This is a genomic window from Acinetobacter sp. X9 (assembly GCF_054889255.1).
Map to the genome: position 1 here is coordinate 3,146,023 of NZ_CM142679.1, position 23,059 is coordinate 3,169,081.

22 protein-coding genes and 4 tRNA genes are annotated in these 23,059 nt (G+C 40.1%); 5 read left to right on the plus strand and 21 right to left on the minus strand.

Annotated elements, in window-relative coordinates; translation table 11 throughout:
* Window positions 1–44 precede the first annotated feature (44 nt).
* Window positions 45–578 carry an HPP family protein gene (locus tag ACYU0V_RS14960; RefSeq protein ID WP_032004328.1) on the minus strand — a complete coding sequence of 178 codons (534 nt, stop codon included), beginning with the start codon at window positions 576–578 and terminating at the stop codon, window positions 45–47.
* A 97-nt stretch (window positions 579–675) separates the two neighbouring features.
* Between ACYU0V_RS14960 and ACYU0V_RS14965 the strand changes: the two genes are divergently transcribed.
* Window positions 676–1,224 (plus strand): TetR/AcrR family transcriptional regulator, encoded by a 549-nt coding sequence (locus ACYU0V_RS14965; protein ID WP_130625939.1) that lies wholly within the window; start codon window positions 676–678, stop codon window positions 1,222–1,224.
* A 14-nt stretch (window positions 1,225–1,238) separates the two neighbouring features.
* Complete coding sequence (locus tag ACYU0V_RS14970; RefSeq protein ID WP_461848072.1) at window positions 1,239–1,898, plus strand: VOC family protein; 660 nt, start codon at window positions 1,239–1,241, stop codon at window positions 1,896–1,898.
* Between the two features lie 85 nt (window positions 1,899–1,983).
* Here ACYU0V_RS14970 and ACYU0V_RS14975 read toward each other — a convergent pair whose 3' ends face one another.
* From ACYU0V_RS14975 to ACYU0V_RS14985, 3 genes are all read right to left on the minus strand, one after another.
* Window positions 1,984–3,213, minus strand: coding sequence for a CaiB/BaiF CoA transferase family protein (locus tag ACYU0V_RS14975; protein WP_461848074.1), 1,230 nt, complete (start codon window positions 3,211–3,213; stop codon window positions 1,984–1,986).
* Between the two features lie 52 nt (window positions 3,214–3,265).
* Window positions 3,266–4,588, minus strand: a complete 1,323-nt coding sequence (locus ACYU0V_RS14980; RefSeq protein ID WP_461848076.1) for an MFS transporter — start codon at window positions 4,586–4,588, stop codon at window positions 3,266–3,268.
* 226 nt (window positions 4,589–4,814) lie between these two features.
* Window positions 4,815–6,035, minus strand: coding sequence for an acyl-CoA dehydrogenase (locus ACYU0V_RS14985; protein ID WP_002055095.1), 1,221 nt, complete (start codon window positions 6,033–6,035; stop codon window positions 4,815–4,817).
* Window positions 6,036–6,280: 245 nt separating this feature from the next.
* On the opposite strand from ACYU0V_RS14985, the gene ACYU0V_RS14990 reads away from it, so the two are divergent.
* Entirely contained in the window at window positions 6,281–7,228 is a 948-nt protein-coding gene (locus ACYU0V_RS14990) for a LysR substrate-binding domain-containing protein (RefSeq protein ID WP_461848078.1), read from the plus strand.
* A gap of 101 nt (window positions 7,229–7,329) precedes the next feature.
* Here ACYU0V_RS14990 and ACYU0V_RS14995 read toward each other — a convergent pair whose 3' ends face one another.
* Window positions 7,330–8,505: a zinc-binding dehydrogenase gene (locus ACYU0V_RS14995; protein ID WP_032004334.1), complete on the minus strand. Its 1,176-nt coding sequence runs from the start codon at window positions 8,503–8,505 to the stop codon at window positions 7,330–7,332.
* Window positions 8,506–8,908: 403 nt separating this feature from the next.
* On the opposite strand from ACYU0V_RS14995, the gene add reads away from it, so the two are divergent.
* Window positions 8,909–9,904, plus strand: a complete 996-nt coding sequence (add, locus tag ACYU0V_RS15000) for an adenosine deaminase (RefSeq protein WP_202744758.1) — start codon at window positions 8,909–8,911, stop codon at window positions 9,902–9,904.
* Between the two features lie 149 nt (window positions 9,905–10,053).
* Here the strand turns inward: add and ACYU0V_RS15005 are convergent.
* The 14 genes from ACYU0V_RS15005 to rpe all read right to left on the minus strand — a co-directional run bounded on the left by ACYU0V_RS15005 (window position 10,054) and on the right by rpe (window position 20,229).
* Window positions 10,054–10,130: transfer RNA gene (locus ACYU0V_RS15005), tRNA-Pro, on the minus strand.
* Window positions 10,131–10,134: 4 nt separating this feature from the next.
* Window positions 10,135–10,210, minus strand: a tRNA-His gene (locus ACYU0V_RS15010).
* A gap of 33 nt (window positions 10,211–10,243) precedes the next feature.
* A tRNA-Arg gene (locus ACYU0V_RS15015) sits at window positions 10,244–10,320 on the minus strand.
* Between the two features lie 56 nt (window positions 10,321–10,376).
* Window positions 10,377–10,453, minus strand: a tRNA-Pro gene (locus tag ACYU0V_RS15020).
* A gap of 142 nt (window positions 10,454–10,595) precedes the next feature.
* A complete protein-coding gene (nadA, locus tag ACYU0V_RS15025; protein ID WP_002115913.1) occupies window positions 10,596–11,660 on the minus strand; it encodes a quinolinate synthase NadA in 1,065 nt (354 codons plus the stop codon).
* A 144-nt stretch (window positions 11,661–11,804) separates the two neighbouring features.
* Complete coding sequence (argJ, locus tag ACYU0V_RS15030) at window positions 11,805–13,025, minus strand: bifunctional glutamate N-acetyltransferase/amino-acid acetyltransferase ArgJ (RefSeq protein WP_069141825.1); 1,221 nt, start codon at window positions 13,023–13,025, stop codon at window positions 11,805–11,807.
* A gap of 134 nt (window positions 13,026–13,159) precedes the next feature.
* Window positions 13,160–13,639 carry a methylated-DNA--[protein]-cysteine S-methyltransferase gene (locus tag ACYU0V_RS15035; RefSeq protein WP_461848080.1) on the minus strand — a complete coding sequence of 160 codons (480 nt, stop codon included), beginning with the start codon at window positions 13,637–13,639 and terminating at the stop codon, window positions 13,160–13,162.
* A 12-nt stretch (window positions 13,640–13,651) separates the two neighbouring features.
* Window positions 13,652–13,972 carry a DMT family transporter gene (locus ACYU0V_RS15040; RefSeq protein ID WP_032056956.1) on the minus strand — a complete coding sequence of 107 codons (321 nt, stop codon included), beginning with the start codon at window positions 13,970–13,972 and terminating at the stop codon, window positions 13,652–13,654.
* 149 nt (window positions 13,973–14,121) lie between these two features.
* Window positions 14,122–15,117 carry a cation transporter gene (locus ACYU0V_RS15045; protein WP_461848083.1) on the minus strand — a complete coding sequence of 332 codons (996 nt, stop codon included), beginning with the start codon at window positions 15,115–15,117 and terminating at the stop codon, window positions 14,122–14,124.
* Between the two features lie 28 nt (window positions 15,118–15,145).
* Window positions 15,146–15,901, minus strand: a complete 756-nt coding sequence (locus tag ACYU0V_RS15050) for a copper resistance protein B (RefSeq protein WP_461848084.1) — start codon at window positions 15,899–15,901, stop codon at window positions 15,146–15,148.
* Window positions 15,888–17,825 (minus strand): copper resistance system multicopper oxidase, encoded by a 1,938-nt coding sequence (locus tag ACYU0V_RS15055; protein WP_461848085.1) that lies wholly within the window; start codon window positions 17,823–17,825, stop codon window positions 15,888–15,890. The genes ACYU0V_RS15050 and ACYU0V_RS15055 overlap by 14 nt, the downstream gene beginning before the upstream one ends.
* 40 nt (window positions 17,826–17,865) lie before the next feature.
* Window positions 17,866–18,261 carry a hypothetical protein gene (locus ACYU0V_RS15060; protein WP_347747011.1) on the minus strand — a complete coding sequence of 132 codons (396 nt, stop codon included), beginning with the start codon at window positions 18,259–18,261 and terminating at the stop codon, window positions 17,866–17,868.
* 103 nt (window positions 18,262–18,364) lie between these two features.
* Window positions 18,365–19,186, minus strand: a complete 822-nt coding sequence (locus tag ACYU0V_RS15065) for a Cof-type HAD-IIB family hydrolase (protein WP_461848087.1) — start codon at window positions 19,184–19,186, stop codon at window positions 18,365–18,367.
* 356 nt (window positions 19,187–19,542) lie between these two features.
* Window positions 19,543–20,229 (minus strand): ribulose-phosphate 3-epimerase, encoded by a 687-nt coding sequence (gene rpe, locus ACYU0V_RS15070; RefSeq protein WP_461848088.1) that lies wholly within the window; start codon window positions 20,227–20,229, stop codon window positions 19,543–19,545.
* A 184-nt stretch (window positions 20,230–20,413) separates the two neighbouring features.
* On the opposite strand from rpe, the gene ACYU0V_RS15075 reads away from it, so the two are divergent.
* Window positions 20,414–20,686, plus strand: coding sequence for a DUF2218 domain-containing protein (locus ACYU0V_RS15075; protein WP_063098155.1), 273 nt, complete (start codon window positions 20,414–20,416; stop codon window positions 20,684–20,686).
* Here ACYU0V_RS15075 and fghA read toward each other — a convergent pair whose 3' ends face one another.
* Window positions 20,687–21,532: an S-formylglutathione hydrolase gene (gene fghA, locus ACYU0V_RS15080; RefSeq protein ID WP_461848090.1), complete on the minus strand. Its 846-nt coding sequence runs from the start codon at window positions 21,530–21,532 to the stop codon at window positions 20,687–20,689.
* Complete coding sequence (locus ACYU0V_RS15085) at window positions 21,501–22,952, minus strand: C13 family peptidase (RefSeq protein ID WP_016144399.1); 1,452 nt, start codon at window positions 22,950–22,952, stop codon at window positions 21,501–21,503. Before ACYU0V_RS15085 ends, fghA begins: the two co-directional genes overlap by 32 nt.
* Window positions 22,953–23,059 lie beyond the last annotated feature (107 nt).

Consider the following 23,059-nt stretch of genomic DNA (forward strand, 5'->3'; position numbering starts at 1 on the left):
GAATACTTTCATTATTTTTAAGCTCAAAACACTTCATACCTTTCCTACTTTTTACTATTTAAAATTCCCAAGCCATACATTGGCCACTTCGTACTCGCTTTAATATTATTAATGAGCATCGCCACTAAAACTAAAGACACTGCACCGACCAAAACAGGGAAAATTAAGAAACTCCACTCGTAATGTATGCTGCTTGCAGTGAGCAAAATAACCAAAGGATTGGCCCCAGCAGGTGGATGAATGCATTTAAACACTTGCATGAGTGCAATGGCACAGCCCACTGAAAAAGCAATTGTAAAAATGGAAACACCGACAAATTTTAGAAAAAACAAACCCACAAAAGCCGAGATAAGATGCCCAAATATAATATTTCTGGGCTGTGCCAAAGGTGACTGCGACACGGTATAGAGCAATACACAGGTTGCACCAAACGGGGCCATGATAAAGATATTGTGTGTGAGCTTACTCAACCACAACAGTATAAAAATACTGAGCGTCCCCCCAACAAGGCTTCTTAAGACATCAACTTTAGTGGGCGACGGAGCCAGTTTTTCTTTGCCATAAAAGATCGAGAACATGGTTTTATTCCTTAAACAGACATTGCTTTTTAAAAAGCATATAGATAAAATTTCAAATAGTACAGATCTGTACTATTTTATTTTTTGGAAAAGACACATGTCAAAATCTGCCTTAAAAATATTAGATACAGCCGAGAAGTTATTTAATGAAAATAGTTTTGTCGGGGTTGGCGTTGACCTGATTCGCGATGAATCTGGCTGCTCTAAAACCACCATGTACACGTACTATAAAAATAAAAATCAACTGGTTAAGTCTGTGCTCGTTGCACGTGATGAGCGATTCAAGCAAAGCCTTTTGGGCTATGTGGGAGATGCAACAGGGTTAGAGGCCATCAATAAAATTCTGGATTGGCACACTAACTGGTTTAGACAAGATTTTTTTAAGGGCTGTTTATTTGTAAGAGCTGTCGCTGAATCTAACCAAGATGATCAAGACATTATTTCTATTTCTAAAGCCCATAAACAATGGATTAAAGTATTGATTGCACAAAACTGCAATATACCCAATGGTGAAGCTTTATCTGAGCTGATCTATACGGTGATTGAAGGGCTAATTAGCCGCTTTTTAGTCGATGGTTTCGATGAAACACTTGCGACAAACATTAAAAACTCTATTAATCAATTATTTAATATTCATAAACATTAGCATGAGAACTTAAAATGGAAGTGGACCATATTTTTATTTGTGTACAATCAGGCGCTCCCGAAGCTGAAACTTTAAAAAAATTCGGTCTAACAGAAGGTTCATCCAATAAGCATCCCGGTCAAGGTACCGAAAACAGACGATTTTTCTTTAAAAATAGCTTTATTGAGTTAATCTTTTTAAATAATCCAGAAGAAGCCTCAAGCGATCTCACCAAACCAACTCTGCTTTTTGAACGACTCAGTGCTCAAGATAATATCGCATCCCCTTTTGGAATTTGCTTTAGACCTAAAAATAAAGATGATAACGGCGCAAAATTTCCTAATTGGGTTTACAAGCCAAGCTATTTACCAGCCAGCTTAGAAGTAAATGTTGCCAAAGACTCTGTTGTATCTGAGCCAATGTGGTTCTTCCTTTCATTTGCTTCACGACCAGACCTTGCTGTAAAAGACAAACAACAACCACTTGTGCATAGCAAAGATTTATCAGAAATCACCGCGATTAAGGTTTCTATTCCAAACCTTGAAAAGCACCCTACTTCATTACTGTTCAATACACTTGATAATTTTGAAGTGACTGATGGATCGGAACACTTAATGGAAATTAGTTTTGATCATGAACTTCAAGGAATGAGTCATGATTTCAGACCAGAGCTGCCGCTTATTTTTAAATATTAAGAGTCTTATTTTCTAATGAGAAACTGTGATTTATTGCAAATCACAGTTTCCATTTAAATTGAATCACATTAAAAACCACAATAGCTTAAGCAATTTTCCCATCAATAATGCCTTTCTCTTTTAACGCGGCGAGTTCTTCTACTGTTTTAAATCTCGATAGGATTTGAGCGGTATGTTCGCCTAGTTCTGGTGGTGCATGATGATATTCAACGGGAGTATCAGACAGTTTGATGGGTGAACCAATCGTTTGAAAGTTTTCATTTAAACGATGAGGAATGTTTACCACCAAATTGCGATGTAGTATTTGTGGTTCAGCCAAGGCATCTTCAATAGAGTTGATAACACCTACGGGTACTTTTAAAGCATGAATCATCTCAACCCATTCTTTGGCAGTTTTCTGCAAAAAGTGCTTCGACAATAAAGGAATCAGTTCATTTCGATATTTTACGCGGTCTTGGTTGCGCACAAACTTTTCATTTTCGAGTAACTCTGGATAACCAATCGCAATACACAAATCTTTAAACTGTTTGTCGTTACCACACGCAATAATAAATTCTTTATCTTTAGCCTTAAAAGTTTGATACGGCACAATACTTGGGTGTTGATTACCCATGCGTTGTGGGGCTTTCCCTGAAGCTAAATAATTCATTCCCTGATTTGCCAGTGCCGCGACCTGTACATCAAGTAAAGACATATCAATATACTGACCGCGTCCCGTGTGTGAGCGTGCAATCAGTGCCGCTTGAATGGCAATGGTGGAATATAGACCAGTTTGAATATCTACAACAGCCACTCCAACCTTTTGCGCACCACCACCTGCCACATCATCAGGCTCACCAGTAATGCTCATTAAGCCTGACATACCCTGAATAATAAAATCATAGCCGGGCTCTTCTGCACGTGGACCATCTTGTCCAAAACCCGTAATCGAACAATAAATAATATTTGGGTTTAACTCACTTAACGAAGCGTAGTCCAAACCATATTTAGCCAAAGAGCCTGTCTTATAATTTTCAATGACGACATCGGCAGTCTTGGCAATTTCATAAATTAGAGCCTGACCTTCAGGTGTGGTTATGTCTACCGCAACCGAATATTTATTGCGGTTGGTACACTGGAAATAACCAGATTCACGAGTCATGTTTCCGTCTTGATCGGGCATCCATGGTGGGCCCCACATACGGGTGTCATCACCGACTCGAGGACGTTCAATTTTAATCACTTCCGCGCCAAGGTCTGCCAAGATTTGCCCACACCAAGGCCCTGCAAGTACACGACTTAAATCTAAAACCCGAATTCCTTGTAATGCACCCATAACGATACCCTTATCTTTTTAGAAGGTACTCAACGCACCTTCTTGTCATTGTTTATGATTGTTTTTGCGGATCGTACTGACGATCTTTAATAAATAATCCCGGCAATACACCCGCCACAAAATACGCAGCGCCCATCACAATAAAGGCCATGGTAAAAGTTCCACCCGATGCTAAGAAACCAATCGTGGCTGGTGCAATCGCTGCCCCGACACGACCAATGTTATAAGCACCGCCAATGGCTGTTCCGCGCACATCGGTTGAAAAACTTTCAGCCATATAAGTCGCGTTCACACCATATGGAATGCCATATAAGAAGCCAAAGGTGATCAATAAATACAAAATATTGTCAGGGGTGTTAAAGAAAATAATGATTGGCAAGAACACGGCGCTGGCAATTGTGCCAAACACAAAAACAGCACGGCGGTTAAATTTGTCTGCAAGATACCCTGCTAAAATTTTTCCTAGAATCATTGCGGTATATGAACCCACCATATAACTGGTTAAATTTTTAAAGTTCATATGCACTTCTGTTTCTAAATAACTTGGCATCCAGTTGTTAATACCGTAATAACCGAATTGCAAGAAGAATGCTGTGGTCATCCACAACAGAAACATCTTACGGTGCTTAAAGTTATTAAAAATTTGCTTATAAATACTGCCACTTTTCGGCTTTTCAGCCACCACTCTTTCTTTAGGTTGACTATTGCCTTGTAAGCTTTCAATTTTGGTGAGCTGCCAAGATTTTGGCTCTGGCACAAATCGTTGCAGGAAAATATTAACAAAAGCAGGCACTACGGTCAGGAAGAACAAAACACGCCAGCCATGATCTGGAATAATTGCACCAGCTAATAACGTCGCAGCAATATAACCTACGGTCTGACCCGTCTGTAATGTGCCCAAGACCGTTGTACGGTAAGTTGTCGGCACATATTCAGCCATTAAGGTATTACAAGCCATATAGAGTGCTCCAATACCCAAAGCACCAATAAAACGTAAAGCCATAAATTGCTCGAAGCTTTGCGTAAAGCCCAATAAACAGGTCGCTACCGAAAAGAAGGTTACAGAGTTGGCAATGGTTCGTACACGACCAAACTTGTCACATGCCCAACCACCCAAAATACCGCCAATACCCATACCTGCTAAAGAAGCACTGCCTAAGGCACCCGCTCGAAAGGTACTTAAACCAAACTCTGCCTTTAAACTGGTCAAGCTATAAGACAGCAGCATAATATCAATGCCATCGACCACCATTGCAAAATAGGCAAATAACAACGCCCATTTCCATGTATTCGGTCCGATCTTTTCATATGTTCCAAGATTGCTTGGAAATGTATTTCTTAATTCTTTCGATATTACTTGAACGTCATTGTTCATCTTTAGTTCCTCATTTTCCCAAATGAGTCATCGGTAGCCTACTTATGTTTTCTGTATGACTTAATCTTCTATATTTTCATCATCTTACGTTTAATTTTAAGTACACAGAGGCACATCTTCACATGAGTATCCTTACGATGAATCTTGTCATTTTCCATAAATTTTTGCGTAAAAATCCCTAAAGGTGCTCTCGAAAGAACACCTCGATCTGTTACAAATGAATGAGTTAGTTACTAAATGCGGCTATGCCTGTTTGTGCACGACCTAAAATCAAGGCATGAACGTCATGTGTACCTTCATAGGTATTTACAACTTCAAGATTAACCAAATGACGTGCCACACCAAACTCATCGCTAATGCCGTTTCCACCCATCATGTCGCGCGCCATACGAGCGATATCAAGCGCCTTTCCACAGTTATTACGCTTAATTAAAGATGTCCCTTCAACTGATGCAATACCTTCATCTTTCATACGGCCAAAACGTAAAGCTACTTGCAAGCCTAATGCAATTTCAGTTTGCATATCTGCCAGTTTCTTTTGAATCAACTGATTTGCAGCCAACGGACGACCAAATTGTTTGCGGTCCATGGTGTATTGATGTGCAGTATGCCAGCAGAACTCGGCAGCACCCATTGCGCCCCATGCAATACCATAACGGGCGCTATTTAGACAGGTAAATGGGCCTTTTAAACCTCGAATTTCAGGGAACGCATTCTCTTCAGGTACAAATACGTTATCCATCACGATTTCACCTGTAATCGATGCACGTAAACCAACCTTGCCATGAATGGCAGGTGCAGATAGACCTTCCCAGCCCTTTTCTAAAATAAAGCCGCGAATATCACCGACATTGCCTTCAGCAGAAACTTCTTTTGCCCAGACTACAAATACATCGGCAATTGGACTATTGGTAATCCACATTTTTGCGCCAGTCAAACGGTAACCACCATCAACTTTTTTAGCACGGGTAATCATACTGCCCGGGTCTGAGCCATGATCAGGTTCTGTCAAACCAAAACAACCAATATATTCACCCGTAGCTAGTTTAGGTAAATACTTTTGCTTTTGCTCTTCGGTACCAAATTCATGAATCGGAACCATGACCAATGAGCTTTGCACGCTCGCCATAGAGCGGTAACCCGAATCGACATATTCAATTTCACGTGCGACCAAACCATAACTCACATAGTTCAAACCCGCGCCGCCATATTGCTCAGGAATGGTTGGCCCCAGTAAGCCAAGCTCTCCCATTTCACGAAAAATAGATGGATCTGTTGTTTCATGACGGAATTGTTCAAGTACACGTGGTTGCAAACGTTCTTGGCAATAGGCATGAGCTGCATCACGAATCATGCGCTCATCTTCGGTAAGCTGTTGCTCAATTAAAAATGGGTCTTGCCAGTTAAATTGAACTTTTGCTTTTTTTGTTGTCACCATGTGATTCATCGCATCCTCTGCTTGATTTGATCTTCTTTATTTAACTCGATGTTATGCGTGAAAAATGAAGTAATCAAACGATAAATGTTCATGCAGATATGCGACTTACGCATATTTAAAATAAGATGCATTAAATTTAGATATTTAATTCGTTGTATTTCATTAAAAATGGCTTATTTTTATACTAAACTCTGCTCTCTGCATTTAGGTCATATGCTGTTTTGAAATATGACGACAAATAAAAGGATTTATTTATGCGAAGAAGTATCCCATCCATTCAGGGCCTGATTTGCTTTGAAAGTGCAGCAAAACATCTAAGTTATACCTATGCTGCCCAAGAGTTATGTATTACCCAAAGTGCAGTCTCGCGCCAAATTCAGCAGTTAGAAGATTTCTTGGGCGTTGAACTCTTTATACGTACTCGGCATGGTGTTGAACTCACCATTGCAGGTCAGCAGTATTTTAAAAGCATTAAACCTTACTTGTTAGGACTAGAGAAATGTACAGCCGATGTGATTTCTCATAAAGGTTTAGGTGGCACACTAAAGTTAGGTGTAGTACCTACCTTTGCAACGCGCTGGTTGTTACCCAAGCTCCATCTTTTAAATCAAAAACACCCTGAAATTACGGTTCACTTAGAAACCAGTACCAAGCCCTTTTTATTTAATGACAATATTTTTGACGCTGCTATTTTTGCAGGTACGCAGCAGCAAATTGATCACTGGCCCGGCATACAAGCACATTATTTAATGGATGAAGAAATTGTACCTGTGTGCTCACTAACGCTCATCGAGAAGTATTTTCCAGATGCTGTGATGATTAATGAAAATACCTATGATTTAAGCTGCGAGGATTTACTAAACATTCCCCTACTACAACAAACCACTCGGCCTAGCATTTGGCAAGAATGGTTTCTAACCCATCAGATGCAGCACCCGAAACCTTTTGATGGACAACGCCATGAGTTATTTTCAATGCTTGCGGTTGCCGCCAGTCATGACATGGGAATGGCTCTAATTCCACAAATGTTGATTGAGTCTGAACTACAAAAAAAGGAACTGGTGATTGTTTCCAATAAGAAACTAAAAGGCAGCCGAAAGTACTATCTCATTCATTCGAGCCAAGATATCTCACCGACTATTCAAAAATTTGTTGAGTGGATTTACCAAGAACTAGAACAACTAAAGAGCAATACAAATTAGCTCAGCAGGTTTTATTTATGCTCAATATTGCGAACTATACTCAAAAAAGATTGTGATTGATGAGATCACAATCTTTTTAGTTAAGCGTAAATGACTTTGAATTAATGACTCATCAATTGAATATCTGAACCACTACGCTTCGGATCAATCAAGATTTTGGCATGCTGTTCAGGATCACGTAATGCTTCAAATGCACTCGTAACCCCTTCTAGGCCAACAACACCGGTAATGAGCGGTGAGCAATTCACTTTACCTTCTGCAATCATGTGTAGCGCATCTCGAAACTCAAGCGGTGTATAGCCCAATACGAACTGAATTTCTAACTCTTTATTAATTGCAAGTGCGGGTTCGATTTTGTCACTTTGCATGCATACCCCCACCCCGACGATTCGGGAAAATAAAGGTGCACCTTCAATAATCTGCTGTAAAACACCCGGTACGCCCACGCACTCAAAAATAACAGGACGTTTTGGCAGAGCACCTAACTTATCAATCATGCGCCATCCATGCCACCACGGTAAGCGTGTCGCTTGCAACTTATCAAACAGCCCCATGCCCATGTTAATGGCATCAGAAACATTGCCAAGCAAACCAAACTCTTTCCAGTTAGCAAATGGTGACGTCTCTTTAGGATCTACCACAATATCTGCACCGCATTGCTCGGCAAGCTTACGGCGGTTTGGTGAAAAGTCGCTAGCAACTACAGTTTTAACCCCAGCTGCTTTAAGCATTAATATGACACCTAGCCCAACAGGGCCACAGCCAATCACAATCGCAGGTTCACCAGTTTTTACACGACTACGGCGAACGGCATGCAATGCAACCGCCATAGGTTCAGTCATGGCAGCACTATCTGCATCTAGACCGTTAGGTACTTCAAACATCAAGCTCGACTGAGCCAGCACTTGCTCTGCATAGCCACCAGATGCATTTGGAGAAAGCCCTGTAGACAAATAACCATGCTGATCTACATTTAAAAGCGGCATTGCACAAACAAGTGTATCGGCTTTAAATTTGTGACGTGTTTTTGGGCCATAGTCTAAAACCTTGCCGCAAAACTCATGTCCCAATACAAATGGGTCTGTAGACTTCGCTAAACCATTAAACCCGACACGTGCAGCCAAATCATGCATGTGGTCGCAGTGATGCTGCATATGCAAATCAGAGCCACAGATCCCACATCGCACCACTTCCAATAAAACCTGTCCTTTAGCAGGGGTTAATTTTGGTTGGTCCACCACTTGTAGTTTTGCTTGATGACAAAGTACCGACTTCATTTGAGTGCTTCCTATTTCTTCTTTTTCATTTACTTGCCAGAAATAGATTTCTACAGATAAATTAATCGCTTTATCAGTTTGGTCTTTAGCAAGCCTTTATTCATATTTACAAGTAAAAGCCAAAATACCAATGACCATTCTTCAGCCAATCCACTCTTGAAGAGTCAACAAAAAAATAGGCTCAGCGAAATTAAAAACAATAAAAATCTTGGTGCTCGTATCTTACACAGACTGCGTTGTCTTCTTAGGCCAGAACAATGTCATCAAAATTAAAACTTATACAAATATAGTAAGTTCAAAAAACTCAACTCAACGCTTTTCACAAAAACATAGCAAATCCAAACTTTTATCAGCAGTCCTAAACAGGCATGATGAATTAATAGCAACAGATAAGAAGAAGTCTATGATTACAAAAACGCTCCCCCTTACAGATATACACCGCCACCTTGATGGCAACATCCGCATTCAAACCATTTTAGACTTGGGGCAACAATACAATTTAGATTTACCTGCTTACGACATTGAATCTTTACGACCCCACGTACAAGTGATGGATAACCAACCAGACTTATTAAGTTTTTTATCTAAGCTCGATTGGGGTGTAAAAGTATTAGCGAGCCTAGATGCCTGCAAACGTATTGCTTTTGAAAACATGCAAGATGCAGCACAACAAGGCCTAGACTATGTAGAACTACGTTTTTCACCAGGTTATATGGGAATGACCCATCAGCTCCCACTTGAAGGCGTAGTTGAAGCTGTGATTGCTGGTGTAAAAGAAGGCAGTCAAACTTACGGGGTAAAAGCAAATTTAATTGGTATTATGAGCCGTACTTTTGGTCAGGAAGCATGCGAAAAAGAATTAAATGCCCTACTCGCCCATAAAAATGATATTAAAGCACTGGATCTTGCTGGAGATGAACTTGGTTTTCCGGGCAATTTATTTATTGAGCATTTTAAAAAAGCGCGTGATGCAGGTTGGCATATTACAGTACATGCAGGCGAAGCTGCTGGTCCCGAAAGTATTTGGCAAGCCATTGAAGAATTAGGTGCTGAACGAATTGGACATGGTGTTAAAGCAGTTCAAGATTTAAAACTTTTAGATTATTTGGCTAAACATGAGATTGGTATTGAATCTTGCCTGACTTCGAACATTCAAACCAACACAGTGCCTTCTTTAGCAGAACACCCATTAAAGACTTTTTTAGAACATGGTGTGCTTGCCACCATTAATACAGATGACCCAGCAGTTGAAGGCATTGAGATACAGCATGAATATTTAACTGCTGCCCCACTAGCAGGTTTAAGCCCTGAGCAAATTTATACAGCTCAAGAAAATGGACTTAAAATCGCATTTTTATCAGATCAAGAAAAAGATGAGTTAAGGCAGAAATATCAATAACAGAGCTTATATAAATAAGTTCAAATATTGGAGTGTGTATGAATTAAAATTTAAATATATAAAAACAAAAAAATTCCTTCTATCTGTAAGACTAGAAGAAATTCTTTTCAATATTTGAGATATTTTTAAAGCTTGAATGCTTTTAAATATGGTCGGAGCAGTAGGATTCGAACCTACGACCCCCTGGTCCCAAACCAGGTGCACTACCAGGCTGTGCTATGCTCCGAAATTGGGGTGAATGACGGGATTCGAACCCGCGACAACTGGAATCACAATCCAGGGCTCTACCAACTGAGCTACATCCACCATCAAATAAGTTCTATGTACCAAGCTACCAAATGGCGCGCCTGACAGGATTCGAACCTGTGACCATCCGCTTAGAAGGCGGATGCTCTATCCAACTGAGCTACAGGCGCTTAACCGATGATGCTTATCATGCGATACTTCGCCGATCTTAAAATATTATTTTAAGTGGTCGGAGCAGTAGGATTCGAACCTACGACCCCCTGGTCCCAAACCAGGTGCACTACCAGGCTGTGCTATGCTCCGATCTATCTCAGCTTTTGCTGTATCGCACATCGTGCGGTACGGTGTGCATTCTAGGCGCGACGCCCTCAGACGTCAACACCTATTCTCAAAAAAAGTTAAAAATCCTTATCAAATGTATATTTAACAAGCATTTTGAGGTTTTTTAACGTTTTAACGATGCGCTAAAGGCTAACATTCGATCTAAAGGCATTTTGGCACGTTCAGCAAGCGCTGGATCGACGTGTATTTCCTGATCACCTTTTTGTAAAACTTCTAAAATTCCGTCAAGTTCATTCATTGCCATCCAAGGACAGTGGGCACATGAACGACAAGTTGCCCCCTCACCCGCTGTTGGCGCTTCAACTAAAATCTTATTCGGTACAGCTTGCTGCATTTTGTAGAAAATACCGCGGTCTGTTGCCACAATGAGTCTTTCGTTTGGCAAAGTCTGCGCAGCTTTAATGAGTTGAGACGTACTACCTACCGCATCTGCAATTTCTACAACCGACTCTGGCGATTCTGGGTGTACCAATACAGCAGCGTCTGGGTACAGTGCTTTCATGTTGGCAATACCACGTGCGCGGAATTCTTCATGCACAATACATGCGCCATCCCAAAGCAACATATCTGCACCAGTTTTTTTCTGAATATAGCGACCTAAGTGCTGATCTGGCGCCCAAATAATTTTTTCGCCTAAGCTGTCTAGATGTTCAACAATTTCAACAGCACAGCTCGAAGTCACGACCCAATCGGCACGTGCTTTAACAGCAGCCGATGTGTTGGCATAAACAACTACGGTATGGTCAGGGTGCTGATCACAAAATGCCGTGAACTCATCGACAGGACAGCCCAAATCGAGTGAGCAGGTTGCTTCAAGTGTCGGCATTAAAATTGTTTTTTCAGGAGACAAGATTTTTGCTGTTTCTCCCATAAACTTAACACCAGCCACAACCAGTGTAGAGGCAGCATGATCTCGTCCGAAACGGGCCATTTCTAAAGAGTCAGAAACGCATCCACCTGTTTTTTCGGCAAGTTCTTGTACTTCAGGGTCGCAATAGTAATGAGCAACAAGGACAGCATCACGTTTTTTGAGCTCTGCTTCGATCTGTGCAAACTTTTGTTGTTTTGCTTCTTCACTTAAGCGATTGTCTTTTGGCTCACCTAAACGGTCTAAATGCGCTTGTACAATGTTTTTTGCATCGTTGGCAATTAAAGTCGCATCACTCATAAAACGTCTTCTCTATCCTTCATGCTGGCATACCTGCTCGCATATAACGTTACTGCTTAAATGATTTACGGATTGAATCATTTAATATCAAAAGATGGGGCTAATAAAAAAGCCTCTTTGTCGAGGCTTGATTATAACTGATATTTAAGAACGGTAATCAGCATTAATTTTGACATAGTCGTAAGATAAGTCACAGGTATATACCGTGTCTTTGGCCTGACCACGTCCTAAATCAACACGAATGGTAATTTCGGTTTGAGCCATAACACGCGCACCCGCTTCTTCGGTATAGTCCTCAGCTGCGCCGCCATCTTTACAGATTTGCACGTCGTCTAACCACACTTGAATTTTAGACACGTCTAAGTCTTTAACGCCTGCATAGCCAATCGCAGCTAAAATACGTCCCCAGTTCGGGTCCGATGCAAAAAGTGCAGTTTTGACAAGTGGTGAATGCGCAATGCTATATGCAATGTCACAACATTCTTGAGTATTTGCGCCGCCTTCTACAGCAACAGTAATAAATTTCGTCGCACCTTCACCATCACGGACAATTAACTGGGCTAAACGATTCATTACACGAGCAAGAACTTCTAACACTTTAGCGTAGCGTGCATCGCTGTCCGATGTGATTTCAGCGCCACCCGCCTGACCTGTTGCTACAAAAATACAAGAGTCATTGGTCGAAGTATCGCCATCAATCGTAATACGGTTAAATGAATGCTCAACTGTTGTCTTTAGTAGCTTTTGTACTAAATCACGGCTAATAGGTGCATCTGTTGCCACGAAACTTAACATGGTTGCCATATTCGGGCGAATCATTCCGGCGCCTTTACTAATACCTGTCATGGTATAAGTAATGCCATCAAGTTCAAATTGTTCAGATGCGCCTTTAGGCACAGTATCTGTTGTCATAATGCCAGTTGCAGCATCATTCCAAGCAGCATCTTGTACGCTATTTAATGCAGGCTGAAGACCAGCAAGTAAACGCTCCATTGGAAGCTGCTCACCAATCACACCTGTAGAAAATGGAAGTACTTCAGAGCTATTAACTCCTGCAAGCTCCGCTAACTTCGCGCAAGTATCTTGAGCGTTTTTCAAACCTGTAGGTCCAGTACCCGCATTGGCATTACCTGTGTTAATCACTAAATAGCGCGGATTACCTTCGGCAAGATGAGCTTTAGAGACATGAACAGGTGCTGCACAAAATGCATTTTGAGTAAATACACCAGCAACATTTGAGCCTTCTGCAAACTCAAAAATGACTAAATCTCGTCGGTTTTGGTAACGTACATATGCTTCTGTTGAGCCAATTTTTACACCTTTTACCACATACATTTGTGGCATTGTTACGTCACCGACAGCCATTTTTAGAACATCCAAAGTTTGTTATGAATAAGATCAATATTTCAAAAAAGCAATGCAGTGAAGCACCGACCTTATGAAATATCATAGTGGACAGCTTAGTAGAAAAGACTAAAAAAATCGAGCGCAAAAACGGCTCATTGTTGCTCTAGTTTTAATAAAATATCTTTCTTATCAAGCCCACCAGCAAAACCAACTAAAGCTCCACTAGCACCAATGACTCGGTGACAAGGTGCAATAATGGAAATTGGGTTTTTACCGTTTGCCGCGCCCACTGCTCTCACCGCTTTTTCATTGCCAATTTGGAGTGCAATATCTTTATAACTTCTTGTTTCCCCATAAGGGATGGTCAGTAAAGCAGACCAGACCAACTTTTGAAATGCGGTTCCTTCGAAATCTAGTGGCAATGTAAACTCTCGGCGTTTACCTTCAAAATATTCTTGTAATTGTCGTTCGGTCTTTAATAAAACTGGATGTTCAAGTTGTTCGACCAGCTCAGCCAGTCGAACACGTTTTGGATTTTCATTGTCCCAGAGCACTGCCACCAAAGCATTTTCATTCGCAACTAGCTTTAATTGCCCAACAGGCGAATTGATATACTTATAAGACAGCAACATAGTTTTATTCTCTTAAGACGGCGATGAAATTTTCATTAAAACCAAACCTGACACAATTAATACAGCGGCAATCATTCGCATAGCGCCAACAGGCTCATGAAGAAAGAAAATACCGACTAGAAATGACCCAATTGCGCCAATTCCTGTCCAAACCGTATAGGCAGTGCCAAGAGGTAAAGTTTTCATTGAAATTGAAAGTAGAACCACACTCAAAATCATAAAAACTACGGTAATAACACTAGGGGTTAATCGTGTAAAACCTTCGGACATTTTCATAGAATATGCCCAAATGATTTCAAATACACCTGCTAAAATTAAAATAGCCCAAGCCATAACATTCACTAATTTTTATAGCGTCAGGTCGTCCCGACATGATGTCCCATTATGGGGGAGGTCGTTCCTCCTTTATGTGAGGACTCAGTTTACTTTAAAATAAAAAATGAAGGCAAACCCTGACACAAGCTTGCCTCTATCAGAAAATATTATTCATTTTTTAACTGTAAAATTTTTCGTGCACCATTTAAAACAAACAAAACAATAATCAATCCAATCATTAAATCAGGATAACGCGAACCTGTAATGGCAACCAATATTCCAGCGACAATGACACCCAAGTTGACGATGACATCATTTGCAGAAAAGATATAACTCGCCTTCATGTGTGCCCCGCTCTCCTTATGGTCTCTCATTAAATAAAGACAACTAATGTTGGACGCAAGAGCTAATCCGCCAATTAAAATCATGAGAATTGAAACAGGTTCACTGCCATAAATAAAACGGCTCAGTACATCAACTAACACAATCATGGCTAAGCCAAACTGCAACCACCCTGAAAGATGCGCAGCCTTTAATTGCGCATTTAGATTTTTACCCACCACAAATAAAGCAATGCCATAAATTGCAGCATCGGCAAACATATCGAGCGAATCAGCGATTAACCCTGTCGATGAAGCAATAATGCCTGCCATCAACTCAATAACAAACATGACCCCATTAATCAGTAACAACCATTGTAAAACTTGTTTTTGTGCTGCATTCGTTGAAGTACTTGGTCGAACCTTTTTAGGTTTTTCAACAGGTTCATAATGTGGCTGTGTTTGTTGTAACTCGGCTCCTAGTCCCAAACGCTGTAAACTTTGAGTAATCCTTTCAGCTTGAAGACTGTGATAAATCGCTAAATGGCGTGCAGGCAAATCAAAATGAAGTTCTTGAATATCGTCAGTGTAAGAGGCTAAAGCCATCCGCACCATTTGCTCTTCGGCTACACAGTCCATACGAGGAATATGATAATAACTTACCCATTGACTCTTTTTAGTCACAGGTTCACTAGGTGTGAAACACTCCTGAGACGACATGCTTGAGCATTCGCAGTTAGAGCTATTTTTACTTAAATGTATTTGATTCTCTTGTTTTTCTAAAGCCATCTTTGCACCATAACTGACACAAAAAACAATGCCATTAGTATAAACCAATGGCATATGTTTAAGCTTACTTTTTGTTCGGCAATTAGAATTTTAGTGTTAACCCAGCCCCATAATACCAACCATGTTCGGAGTCGGTTCCAGTTTGCCAAGCAGTTTGTTTTAAACCCTTTTCATAGCCGTAACCAACATCAACAAATGGCATGACCTTTTTGTTGATTTCATAACGGGTTTGAAAACCAGCTTGTAAACTTGATAAACCTGTTTTACTTGCATAGCGAGATTCATCTTGCAAAACGACATCTGCTTTTAAATAAGGTTTACCAATTAACTTTTGGGTAAAGAGTAAGTCCCTTTCTGTTTCTAAACTTAACTTCCATAGCTGGTCTTCACCTGCATAAAGATATGCATCGGTTTCAAAAAAGTAAGGTGCCATGCCATGTAAACCCACGACACCTGCCCAACGATCTTGCTTTTCATCTTCCCGTTGCAAACGCTCGTAGTTTACCCCAACCTGTACATCCCAATAGTCAGCTACATTTCGACTATAAAGTACTGAACCGCCATAATTAGCATCTTCTGACTCTGCTTTTTCAACGTGGGCTTTAATGAACAATTTATTTTCATCCGTTCCCACCCAAGTTTCTAATTCAGAAGAAAAACTACCTTCTCCTTCTTCATTTTGAGTCCATCCCGTATCAATCGTGGTTGCTTGATAGATCTGACCACCGTGTTCGCGTAAATGATCATGAGTTAAAGGCTCTTGAGCAAAAGTAAATACTGATATGCTCGAGAAAGCACCGCAATATATCATTTGAGAAAATAACTTAGTGATGCGCATGACTAGCTCCTTTCTCATTTTCAGATTGAACAGATGGTTGAGCTTGAGCAGGTTGTTGTCCATCATTCACTTGAGCCACAATCAACTTATTCATCATTCCCGCACTCATGTGGTAGAGCAAATGGCAATGAATCGCCCATTCGCCTAAGGCATCAGCTGTCAATAACGCAGTAACGGTTTTTCCTGGTGGAACAATAAGAGTATGTTTATTTGGTAAGTTTTCAGCTTGTTGGCCATTTTCTAATTGCATAAACATCCCATGTAAATGCATTGGGTGGGCCATCATGCTGTCATTCACAAACTTCAAGCGAATACGTTCGCCATACTTAACTTGTAATGGCTCAGCTTCGCTAAATTTTTTGCCATTAATGGTCCAGATATAACGCTCCATGTTGCCACCTAAATGAATAACTAATTCACGTTCTGGTGCACGCGTGTCTGGCTGAGGTGTTAAAGATTGCAAATCACTATATTGCAGTGCTTTCATACCCGCTGGTGTCGAAGCATTTGCCCAGCCATAAACGGGTTCATCCTTTTTAGGCTTATTCTCAGATTGCGCAGGCATCTCATGATTCATATTCATCATAGCGTGATCATGCTCGCTAGCTGACATTGCCTGCATATCATGCTTCATTTCAGGCATCGCTGACATGTCATGCTTCATTTGCATCATGGAATGATCATGTTCGCTAGATGACTTATTTTTCATGTCATGATCCATATTCATCATTGTAGAATCATGATTAGCATGGTTCGCTTCTTTTTTCATTTCAGGCATAGCCGACATATCATGTTGCATGTTCATTTGATGGCCAGCATGTTCATCACTTGCCCCATTGCCATGACTCATGCCCATATCTTCCATGGTTAACAAAGCACGTGGACGCGGCTGCGGCATTTGAATTGGCCCTACAGCTTGCGTATTTTCATTGTGCAAAGTACCGATAGCGAAACCACTGCGGTCAATAGACTCTGCTTCAATCTGATAATTTGATTGCGTAGGTTCTATAATGACATCGTAGGTTTCGGCTGTACCAATACGAAACTCGTCAATTGCAACAGGCTTAACTGACTGCCCGTCTGCACTTACAACTGTCATTTTCAAATTTGGAATTCTGACATCAAAAAATGACATTGCGGATGCGTTAATAAACCGTAATCGAACCTTATCGCCAGCTTTAAAATTACCTGTCCAGTTTTGCTGAGGTGTCTTGCCATTAACCAAGAAGGTATAACCCGTCACATCAGACATATCGGTTTTTAACATCCGCATCTGATTCCACATCGAACGATCTTGCCAAGTTACTTTTAAGCCTTGTGTTTTAACTTGCTTCAAAACATCAGATACGGTTTCACGGCGGTTTTGATAATACTCAGCAGATTTCTTCAAATTCTTCATAATGCTATCGCTAGAAGAATGATGAAAATCTGAAAGCATCACCACATAATCACGATCAGTTTTTTCATGTGCAGCTACGGGTATTTTCCCTTTTGGATAAATCACGAGCGGGCCATATAAACCATCTTGCTCTTGGCCTTTACTATGCGCGTGATACCAATAAGTGCCGTTTTGTTTCACTTTAAAGCGGTAAACAAAATCTCCGTTTGGCGCGATTCCTTTAAAACCATTGAAACCCGGTACGCCATCCATTAACCCTGGTAGTAACAACCCATGCCAATGCAAAGATGTATCTTGATTCTTTAATTGGTTATGAACATGAATAACAGCCTCATCCCCTTCTTCAAACTCAAGAAGTGGTGCTGTAAATTTTCCATTTACGGTAATTCGTTTGAGCGGCTGACCGGTAACATTGACCTGTTGTTCATTAATATTAAGGTGATATTCCTTAATTGCCGCGAGGGTCCATGGTGAAACCAATAGACCAAATACAGCGACGAGGCTGCTAATTGTTTTATGAGACATTGCTGTAATCCTTTGAACTAAAAATATAAGTAAGAAAGGATTAAGCTTTTGGAGGACGTAAAATTTCTTGCCAGTATCCGGCTAAATGTTGAGCCTGATAAATACTGCTAAATTGAGACGAGATTGGAATAAATTGCGAGTCAATATCTGGTACAGCTTGCTGTAATGCCAAATTCACAATTTGACAATGAATTGGGTTACAGTCCTGACAATGCTCACCATGTGAGTTAAGAGACTGTGTCATATTTTGATGACATACAGTCTGATCATCTGTTTGAACATGCATATTCTTATGCGAAGTTTTTTCACTATGACACGGCATAGTGTGAAGATCATGCTGCATAGGCGTCTGAGCAACAGACACACCACTCCACCCAATGACCAAAGTCATTAGGAACACAAACCAAGCATACTTGCGTAAGTGTTGTAGAGCCATTGTGGTTTATCGCCTAGAGCCGGTTAGTAATCTTAACCCCATTAGCATAACCAAGTTTTTAAATAGATACAATTTTCAATCTTAACTGTTTGTTTTAAAGTAATTAAGCAAATGGTGGTTGATGCTGAAGGACTAAATCAATCACATCTAGTGCACCCTCTTGTTCATTACTTACCGTTGTATAAGGGGCTACTGCTTTCAAAGCTTCAACTGCATTTTCAACCGCAAATCCATAGCCGACAGCTTTGATCATCTGAATATCATTATTGTTATCACCAATCGCAACCACTTGATCAGATTCAACCTGCCATTTTTGTAGCAATAGCTTCAAACCATGTGCTTTATGCTGGTCTGGAAGAATCAAATCAATAAAACCAAAACCACTTGAAACGGGCACTAATACTTTATCTGCAACAAAACTTTTTTTCTGAAAATGTTCAAAAATTGCAAAGCTTTCGTTTTCCTGAGCAGTAAAAGTAATTTTACACACCAAGTCATCTAGTGCATAAAAATCATCAATAACTGTTAGCTTTTCAAAGTATCTAGCGACTTTGGCATAGTCCTCTGCGTTCATGCTGCTATGCACGTAAGCACTCTGTTTCCCGCAGATCACCATGGTTGAGGTATATGAGGAGTCAATCGCTTTTAAAATCTCAATATATTGTTGGTGACTTAAATGAGCAAAAGCTATTTCTTGCCCTGCATCTACAACATGCGCGCCATTTTCTGCAATAAAAGCAATTTCATGACTAATTTCTGGAAAATAGGTAATCAGCTTTGCGAGTTGGTTACCACTGGCAACCACGAAATGAATATTATTTTGTTTAAGTTGTTCGTACTGTTTTAAAAAACGTGCTTTGTTGTACAGCTTCTTAGAATTAAGAAAAGTCCCATCCATATCTACCGCTAAAATTTTTATCGTCATTAATTATCTAAATCTCTTACTAAAATCTTATTAAAGCAAATTTAGCTTTATTTTTCATGACACTTTTACAGTTTTATACTTATCTATCTCTAAAAAATTTTCACACAGAGCCGTATCGTTTTTTGCACAGGTTATTTTTTAGCAAAGCTTAATAAAAAATCAGATAATAAAATATTCAACACGCATAAAAAAAGAACGCCAAAACGTTCTTTTTTCATACATTTCGCTTAGAGAATAAACGGTTGATCTAATTTTGTTTATTTTACCAACATCTTATCCATACGGTTATCAACATAGTTATCCATATAGTTATAAACAAAGTTATCCACAAGCTTATTCTCAGTTCAACATGCTTTTTAAGCGTCTACACTGCCCGCTTTCGCAAGCTCTGCACGCATTTGGTCAATCACAACTTTATAATCGGGTTGACCAAAAATTGCGGAACCCGCAACAAACATATCTGCACCAGCTTCTGCAATTTCACGGATATTTGCAGGGCCAACACCACCATCAACTTCTAAACGAATATCACGACCACTTGCATCGATAATTTTACGAGCTTCACGCAATTTTTCTAATGTCATCGGAATGAACTTTTGTCCACCAAAACCAGGGTTTACACTCATTATTAAAATTTGATCAACTTTATCAAGTACATAATCTAGATAATGCAATGGCGTTGCTGGGTTGAAAACCAAACCTGCTTTAGCACCACCAGATTTAATAAGCTGTAATGAACGGTCAATGTGGTGAGATGCTTCTGGGTGGAAGGTAATAATATCTGCGCCTGCTTCTAAGAAATCGCCAATAATACGATCAACTGGAGATACCATTAGATGCACATCAACAGGAGCTGTAATCCCATAGTTTTTTAAAGCCTTACATACACCTGCACCAAAAGTTAAATTTGGAACATAGTGATTATCCATAACGTCAAAATGCACTACATCTGCACCTGCGGCTAACACTTTGTCTACATCTTCGCCTAAACGAGCAAAATCGGCAGATAAAATAGAAGGAGCAATCAAATAAGGCTTGGACATAGATGGATGACCTGGCTAAAAATTTAAGGAGAGGCTGAAAATTATAACAAAAAAGAACCTAGTTGGCCCGCCCTTCCTTGCTTAAATGACAACATTTCAAACTTGCAACGTAACGTTGCAACAATAGAATGCTAACGGCGAAACGAATTTGTTAAGGTACATTAAACCAATGTGAGGATTGATAATGAAAAGCACAACTCATCTATTAACAAACGATGGAAAACGCATTGCAAAACGTCTAGTTAATCATTGGAAGCACAAGTTTGAAGTACAAGAAACTGAACAAGATTTTAAAATCTTAATGCCTACAGCAACGATTACACTTGCACCAGAAACAGAGCAGTTAAACGTTGCTATTGATAGCCAGTTAGATGACCACAACCACTTAGAAAAAGTTGTTCTTGATCATCTAAACCGTATGGCTCAACAAGAGTTTCAGGTGGAGTGGCGACACTAATTAGCCAGCGACCTTTTCTAATTGGATTGCATGGAACTGTAAGTGCTCATCCATAAAGGTTTGAATAAAATAATAACCATGGTCATAGCCAGCATGTTGTCTTAAAGTTAAAGGCTGTCCTGCTTTTAAACATGCTTGCTTAAATTTTTCAGGGTGAAGTTGTTCATAAAATTGGTCATCCAATCCCTGATCCACCAAAATTTCGCTAAATATTGCACCATTCTTTGAGACTAAAGCTGTGGCATCATGAGCCAACCAGCTTTCGCGGTCTGCACCCAAATAATGGCTAAAGGCTTTGTCTCCCCATGCACATTCAGTTGGTGCACAGATAGGAGCAAAAGCAGATACCGACTTAAACTTTTCAGGATATTTAAAAGCTAAAGTCAATGCGCCGTGGCCACCCATTGAGTGCCCAAAGATACCAACTTGTTGAGCGTTTACAGGAAAGCTTTTTAAAATGAGTGGATATAGCTCATTAATTAAATAACTTTCCATTTGATAATGCTCAGACCAAGGTTCTTCTGTGGCATTAATATAAAAGCCTGCGCCTTGACCTATATCCCAATGATCCCCTGCCGCAACCTGTTCTCCACGAGGAGAAGTATCTGGCGTAATCAATATAAGACTAAGTTGTGCTGCCATATGCTGAGCATGGGCTTTAATGGCAAAAGTTTCTTCAGTGCACGTTAAACCCGCTAAGTAAAACAGAGTTGAGCAAGCTTTACCCTCTAAAGCTGCCGGTGGTAAATAAACACCAAACTTAGCAGGTCCTTTTAAATAAGAAGATTCAAATTGATATATGCGCTGCTCACCCTCAAAGCAGCGGTTTTTTTGCAGGAGTTGCATCGTTTTTAGCCTCTGTTTTTGTTTGAGCAATATCTACACTACCCGTATTTTGCTGAGGAAATAGATACTTTTCCAATTGAGGTAGCATAAGTTCCATATTTTTACCGATCATCCACTGAGGTTCTGAAGGTTCAACACCTTGAGCCACTTCCCATTTGGTTACTGTTTGCTTAGCTGTGTTAAATGAATCTTTCATCGACGATTGCTCTCGCATAGCCAAATCAAAGAAAGCTCGACCAAAATAGGTATAGTCAGCTTCGTTATTACACCCAAAAGAAGTTTTATCAGCAGCCGATGCAGTAATAATTAAGGTATCAGGAGACTGTAAAGCAGGAATAAAGCTTCCTGAATAACAGGCTGAGATAACAATCACACGCCAGCGAATACCGGATTTATCCAGTGTTTCACGCAACCATTTTGGGTCTACTTGCCCTAAATCTAATGGCGCATTTTCAATTTCGAAGTGATTTTGTTCACCGTGTGAAGTCATATATAGAAATAAGACATCACTATCACGGTTCATTTGCTGGCCCATACGGCGTAGCGCCAGTTCAATACTGGTTTTAGAGGCAATTGGAATTTCTGTGCGGGTGTCTGGATTATTGACTAACATCATCGAACGACCAATCGTTCCGAAACGTGTATCAAACTGTTCTTTAATACGGACCACTTCCGATTTAAAAACATCTTGATAACTATCGCCAGCAACACCTAGAAAATACCAATGGCTTTTGGCGAGCTCACCATATTGAACTTGCTCTAAAGAATCATTTAAAAGTTTACTTTGCGCATAAAAAGCATCTTCAGCAAACGTTGGTGCAGACTCTTCTACTTTCCAAATCGGTTGATCTTTTACAGAAAGTTGCCAAACTACCATCGTTGCAATAGTCGCAACCATGACGAGTGCACGCTCCCACCAAGGCCACTTGAGTTCACGTGAGAAAACCCAAATTACTGCTAAACTTTGCCACACGAATAAAGCTACAAATAAGCTCGGCAATATTCCGTTATAAATAGCATCGGGAATAAAGTTGAGATAACCGTTAGACCCCAAATACTGAATTAAACATTGAATTAATAAGATATTCGTATCTAGAACCAACCACAATAAAGCAGGTACTAGCATTAAGCGAGGTTGGTTAGTTCGCTGTGATAAGAAAATACCAACAATTAAGGCAATGAATGGCCAAAGTGCATAACCAATTAAACCTTGTGAATTAAAATCACCGATTTGACCAGCTACAAGCCAGCTATAAAGAGAGTTGGTACATCCTCCTAAAATTCCCCAAACAATAAGCTGAAGAATAGATGGATGTACAATCTGTAAAGAACGTCTTGACCCCAAAAACAGCCACATTCCGGCAATTTGGTTGCTTTTAAAATCATGCCAAAAGTTAATGGAGGGTTTAAGATCAATCATAAAAGGTTTTCAAAAATTTCGTTTTTGACAGGCATCTTAAGTGTATGCCTGCTAAGAATTTTAGCAATCATGCTTTTGAACTATATCACATATATTTGTGCATTATT

Bases quoted from the DNA above. Each gene is read 5' to 3' on its own strand.
- ACYU0V_RS14960 (WP_032004328.1), bottom strand. From the start codon at position 578: ATGTTCTCGATCTTTTATGGCAAAGAAAAACTGGCTCCGTCGCCCACT.
- ACYU0V_RS14965 (WP_130625939.1), top strand. From the start codon at position 676: ATGTCAAAATCTGCCTTAAAAATATTAGATACAGCCGAGAAGTTATTT.
- ACYU0V_RS14970 (WP_461848072.1), top strand. From the start codon at position 1,239: ATGGAAGTGGACCATATTTTTATTTGTGTACAATCAGGCGCTCCCGAA.
- ACYU0V_RS14975 (WP_461848074.1), bottom strand. From the start codon at position 3,213: ATGGGTGCATTACAAGGAATTCGGGTTTTAGATTTAAGTCGTGTACTT.
- ACYU0V_RS14980 (WP_461848076.1), bottom strand. From the start codon at position 4,588: ATGAACAATGACGTTCAAGTAATATCGAAAGAATTAAGAAATACATTT.
- ACYU0V_RS14985 (WP_002055095.1), bottom strand. From the start codon at position 6,035: ATGAATCACATGGTGACAACAAAAAAAGCAAAAGTTCAATTTAACTGG.
- ACYU0V_RS14990 (WP_461848078.1), top strand. From the start codon at position 6,281: ATGCGAAGAAGTATCCCATCCATTCAGGGCCTGATTTGCTTTGAAAGT.
- ACYU0V_RS14995 (WP_032004334.1), bottom strand. From the start codon at position 8,505: ATGAAGTCGGTACTTTGTCATCAAGCAAAACTACAAGTGGTGGACCAA.
- add (WP_202744758.1), top strand. From the start codon at position 8,909: ATGATTACAAAAACGCTCCCCCTTACAGATATACACCGCCACCTTGAT.
- nadA (WP_002115913.1), bottom strand. From the start codon at position 11,660: ATGAGTGATGCGACTTTAATTGCCAACGATGCAAAAAACATTGTACAA.
- argJ (WP_069141825.1), bottom strand. From the start codon at position 13,025: ATGGCTGTCGGTGACGTAACAATGCCACAAATGTATGTGGTAAAAGGT.
- ACYU0V_RS15035 (WP_461848080.1), bottom strand. From the start codon at position 13,639: ATGTTGCTGTCTTATAAGTATATCAATTCGCCTGTTGGGCAATTAAAG.
- ACYU0V_RS15040 (WP_032056956.1), bottom strand. From the start codon at position 13,972: ATGGCTTGGGCTATTTTAATTTTAGCAGGTGTATTTGAAATCATTTGG.
- ACYU0V_RS15045 (WP_461848083.1), bottom strand. From the start codon at position 15,117: ATGCCATTGGTTTATACTAATGGCATTGTTTTTTGTGTCAGTTATGGT.
- ACYU0V_RS15050 (WP_461848084.1), bottom strand. From the start codon at position 15,901: ATGCGCATCACTAAGTTATTTTCTCAAATGATATATTGCGGTGCTTTC.
- ACYU0V_RS15055 (WP_461848085.1), bottom strand. From the start codon at position 17,825: ATGTCTCATAAAACAATTAGCAGCCTCGTCGCTGTATTTGGTCTATTG.
- ACYU0V_RS15060 (WP_347747011.1), bottom strand. From the start codon at position 18,261: ATGGCTCTACAACACTTACGCAAGTATGCTTGGTTTGTGTTCCTAATG.
- ACYU0V_RS15065 (WP_461848087.1), bottom strand. From the start codon at position 19,186: ATGACGATAAAAATTTTAGCGGTAGATATGGATGGGACTTTTCTTAAT.
- rpe (WP_461848088.1), bottom strand. From the start codon at position 20,229: ATGTCCAAGCCTTATTTGATTGCTCCTTCTATTTTATCTGCCGATTTT.
- ACYU0V_RS15075 (WP_063098155.1), top strand. From the start codon at position 20,414: ATGAAAAGCACAACTCATCTATTAACAAACGATGGAAAACGCATTGCA.
- fghA (WP_461848090.1), bottom strand. From the start codon at position 21,532: ATGCAACTCCTGCAAAAAAACCGCTGCTTTGAGGGTGAGCAGCGCATA.
- ACYU0V_RS15085 (WP_016144399.1), bottom strand. From the start codon at position 22,952: ATGATTGATCTTAAACCCTCCATTAACTTTTGGCATGATTTTAAAAGC.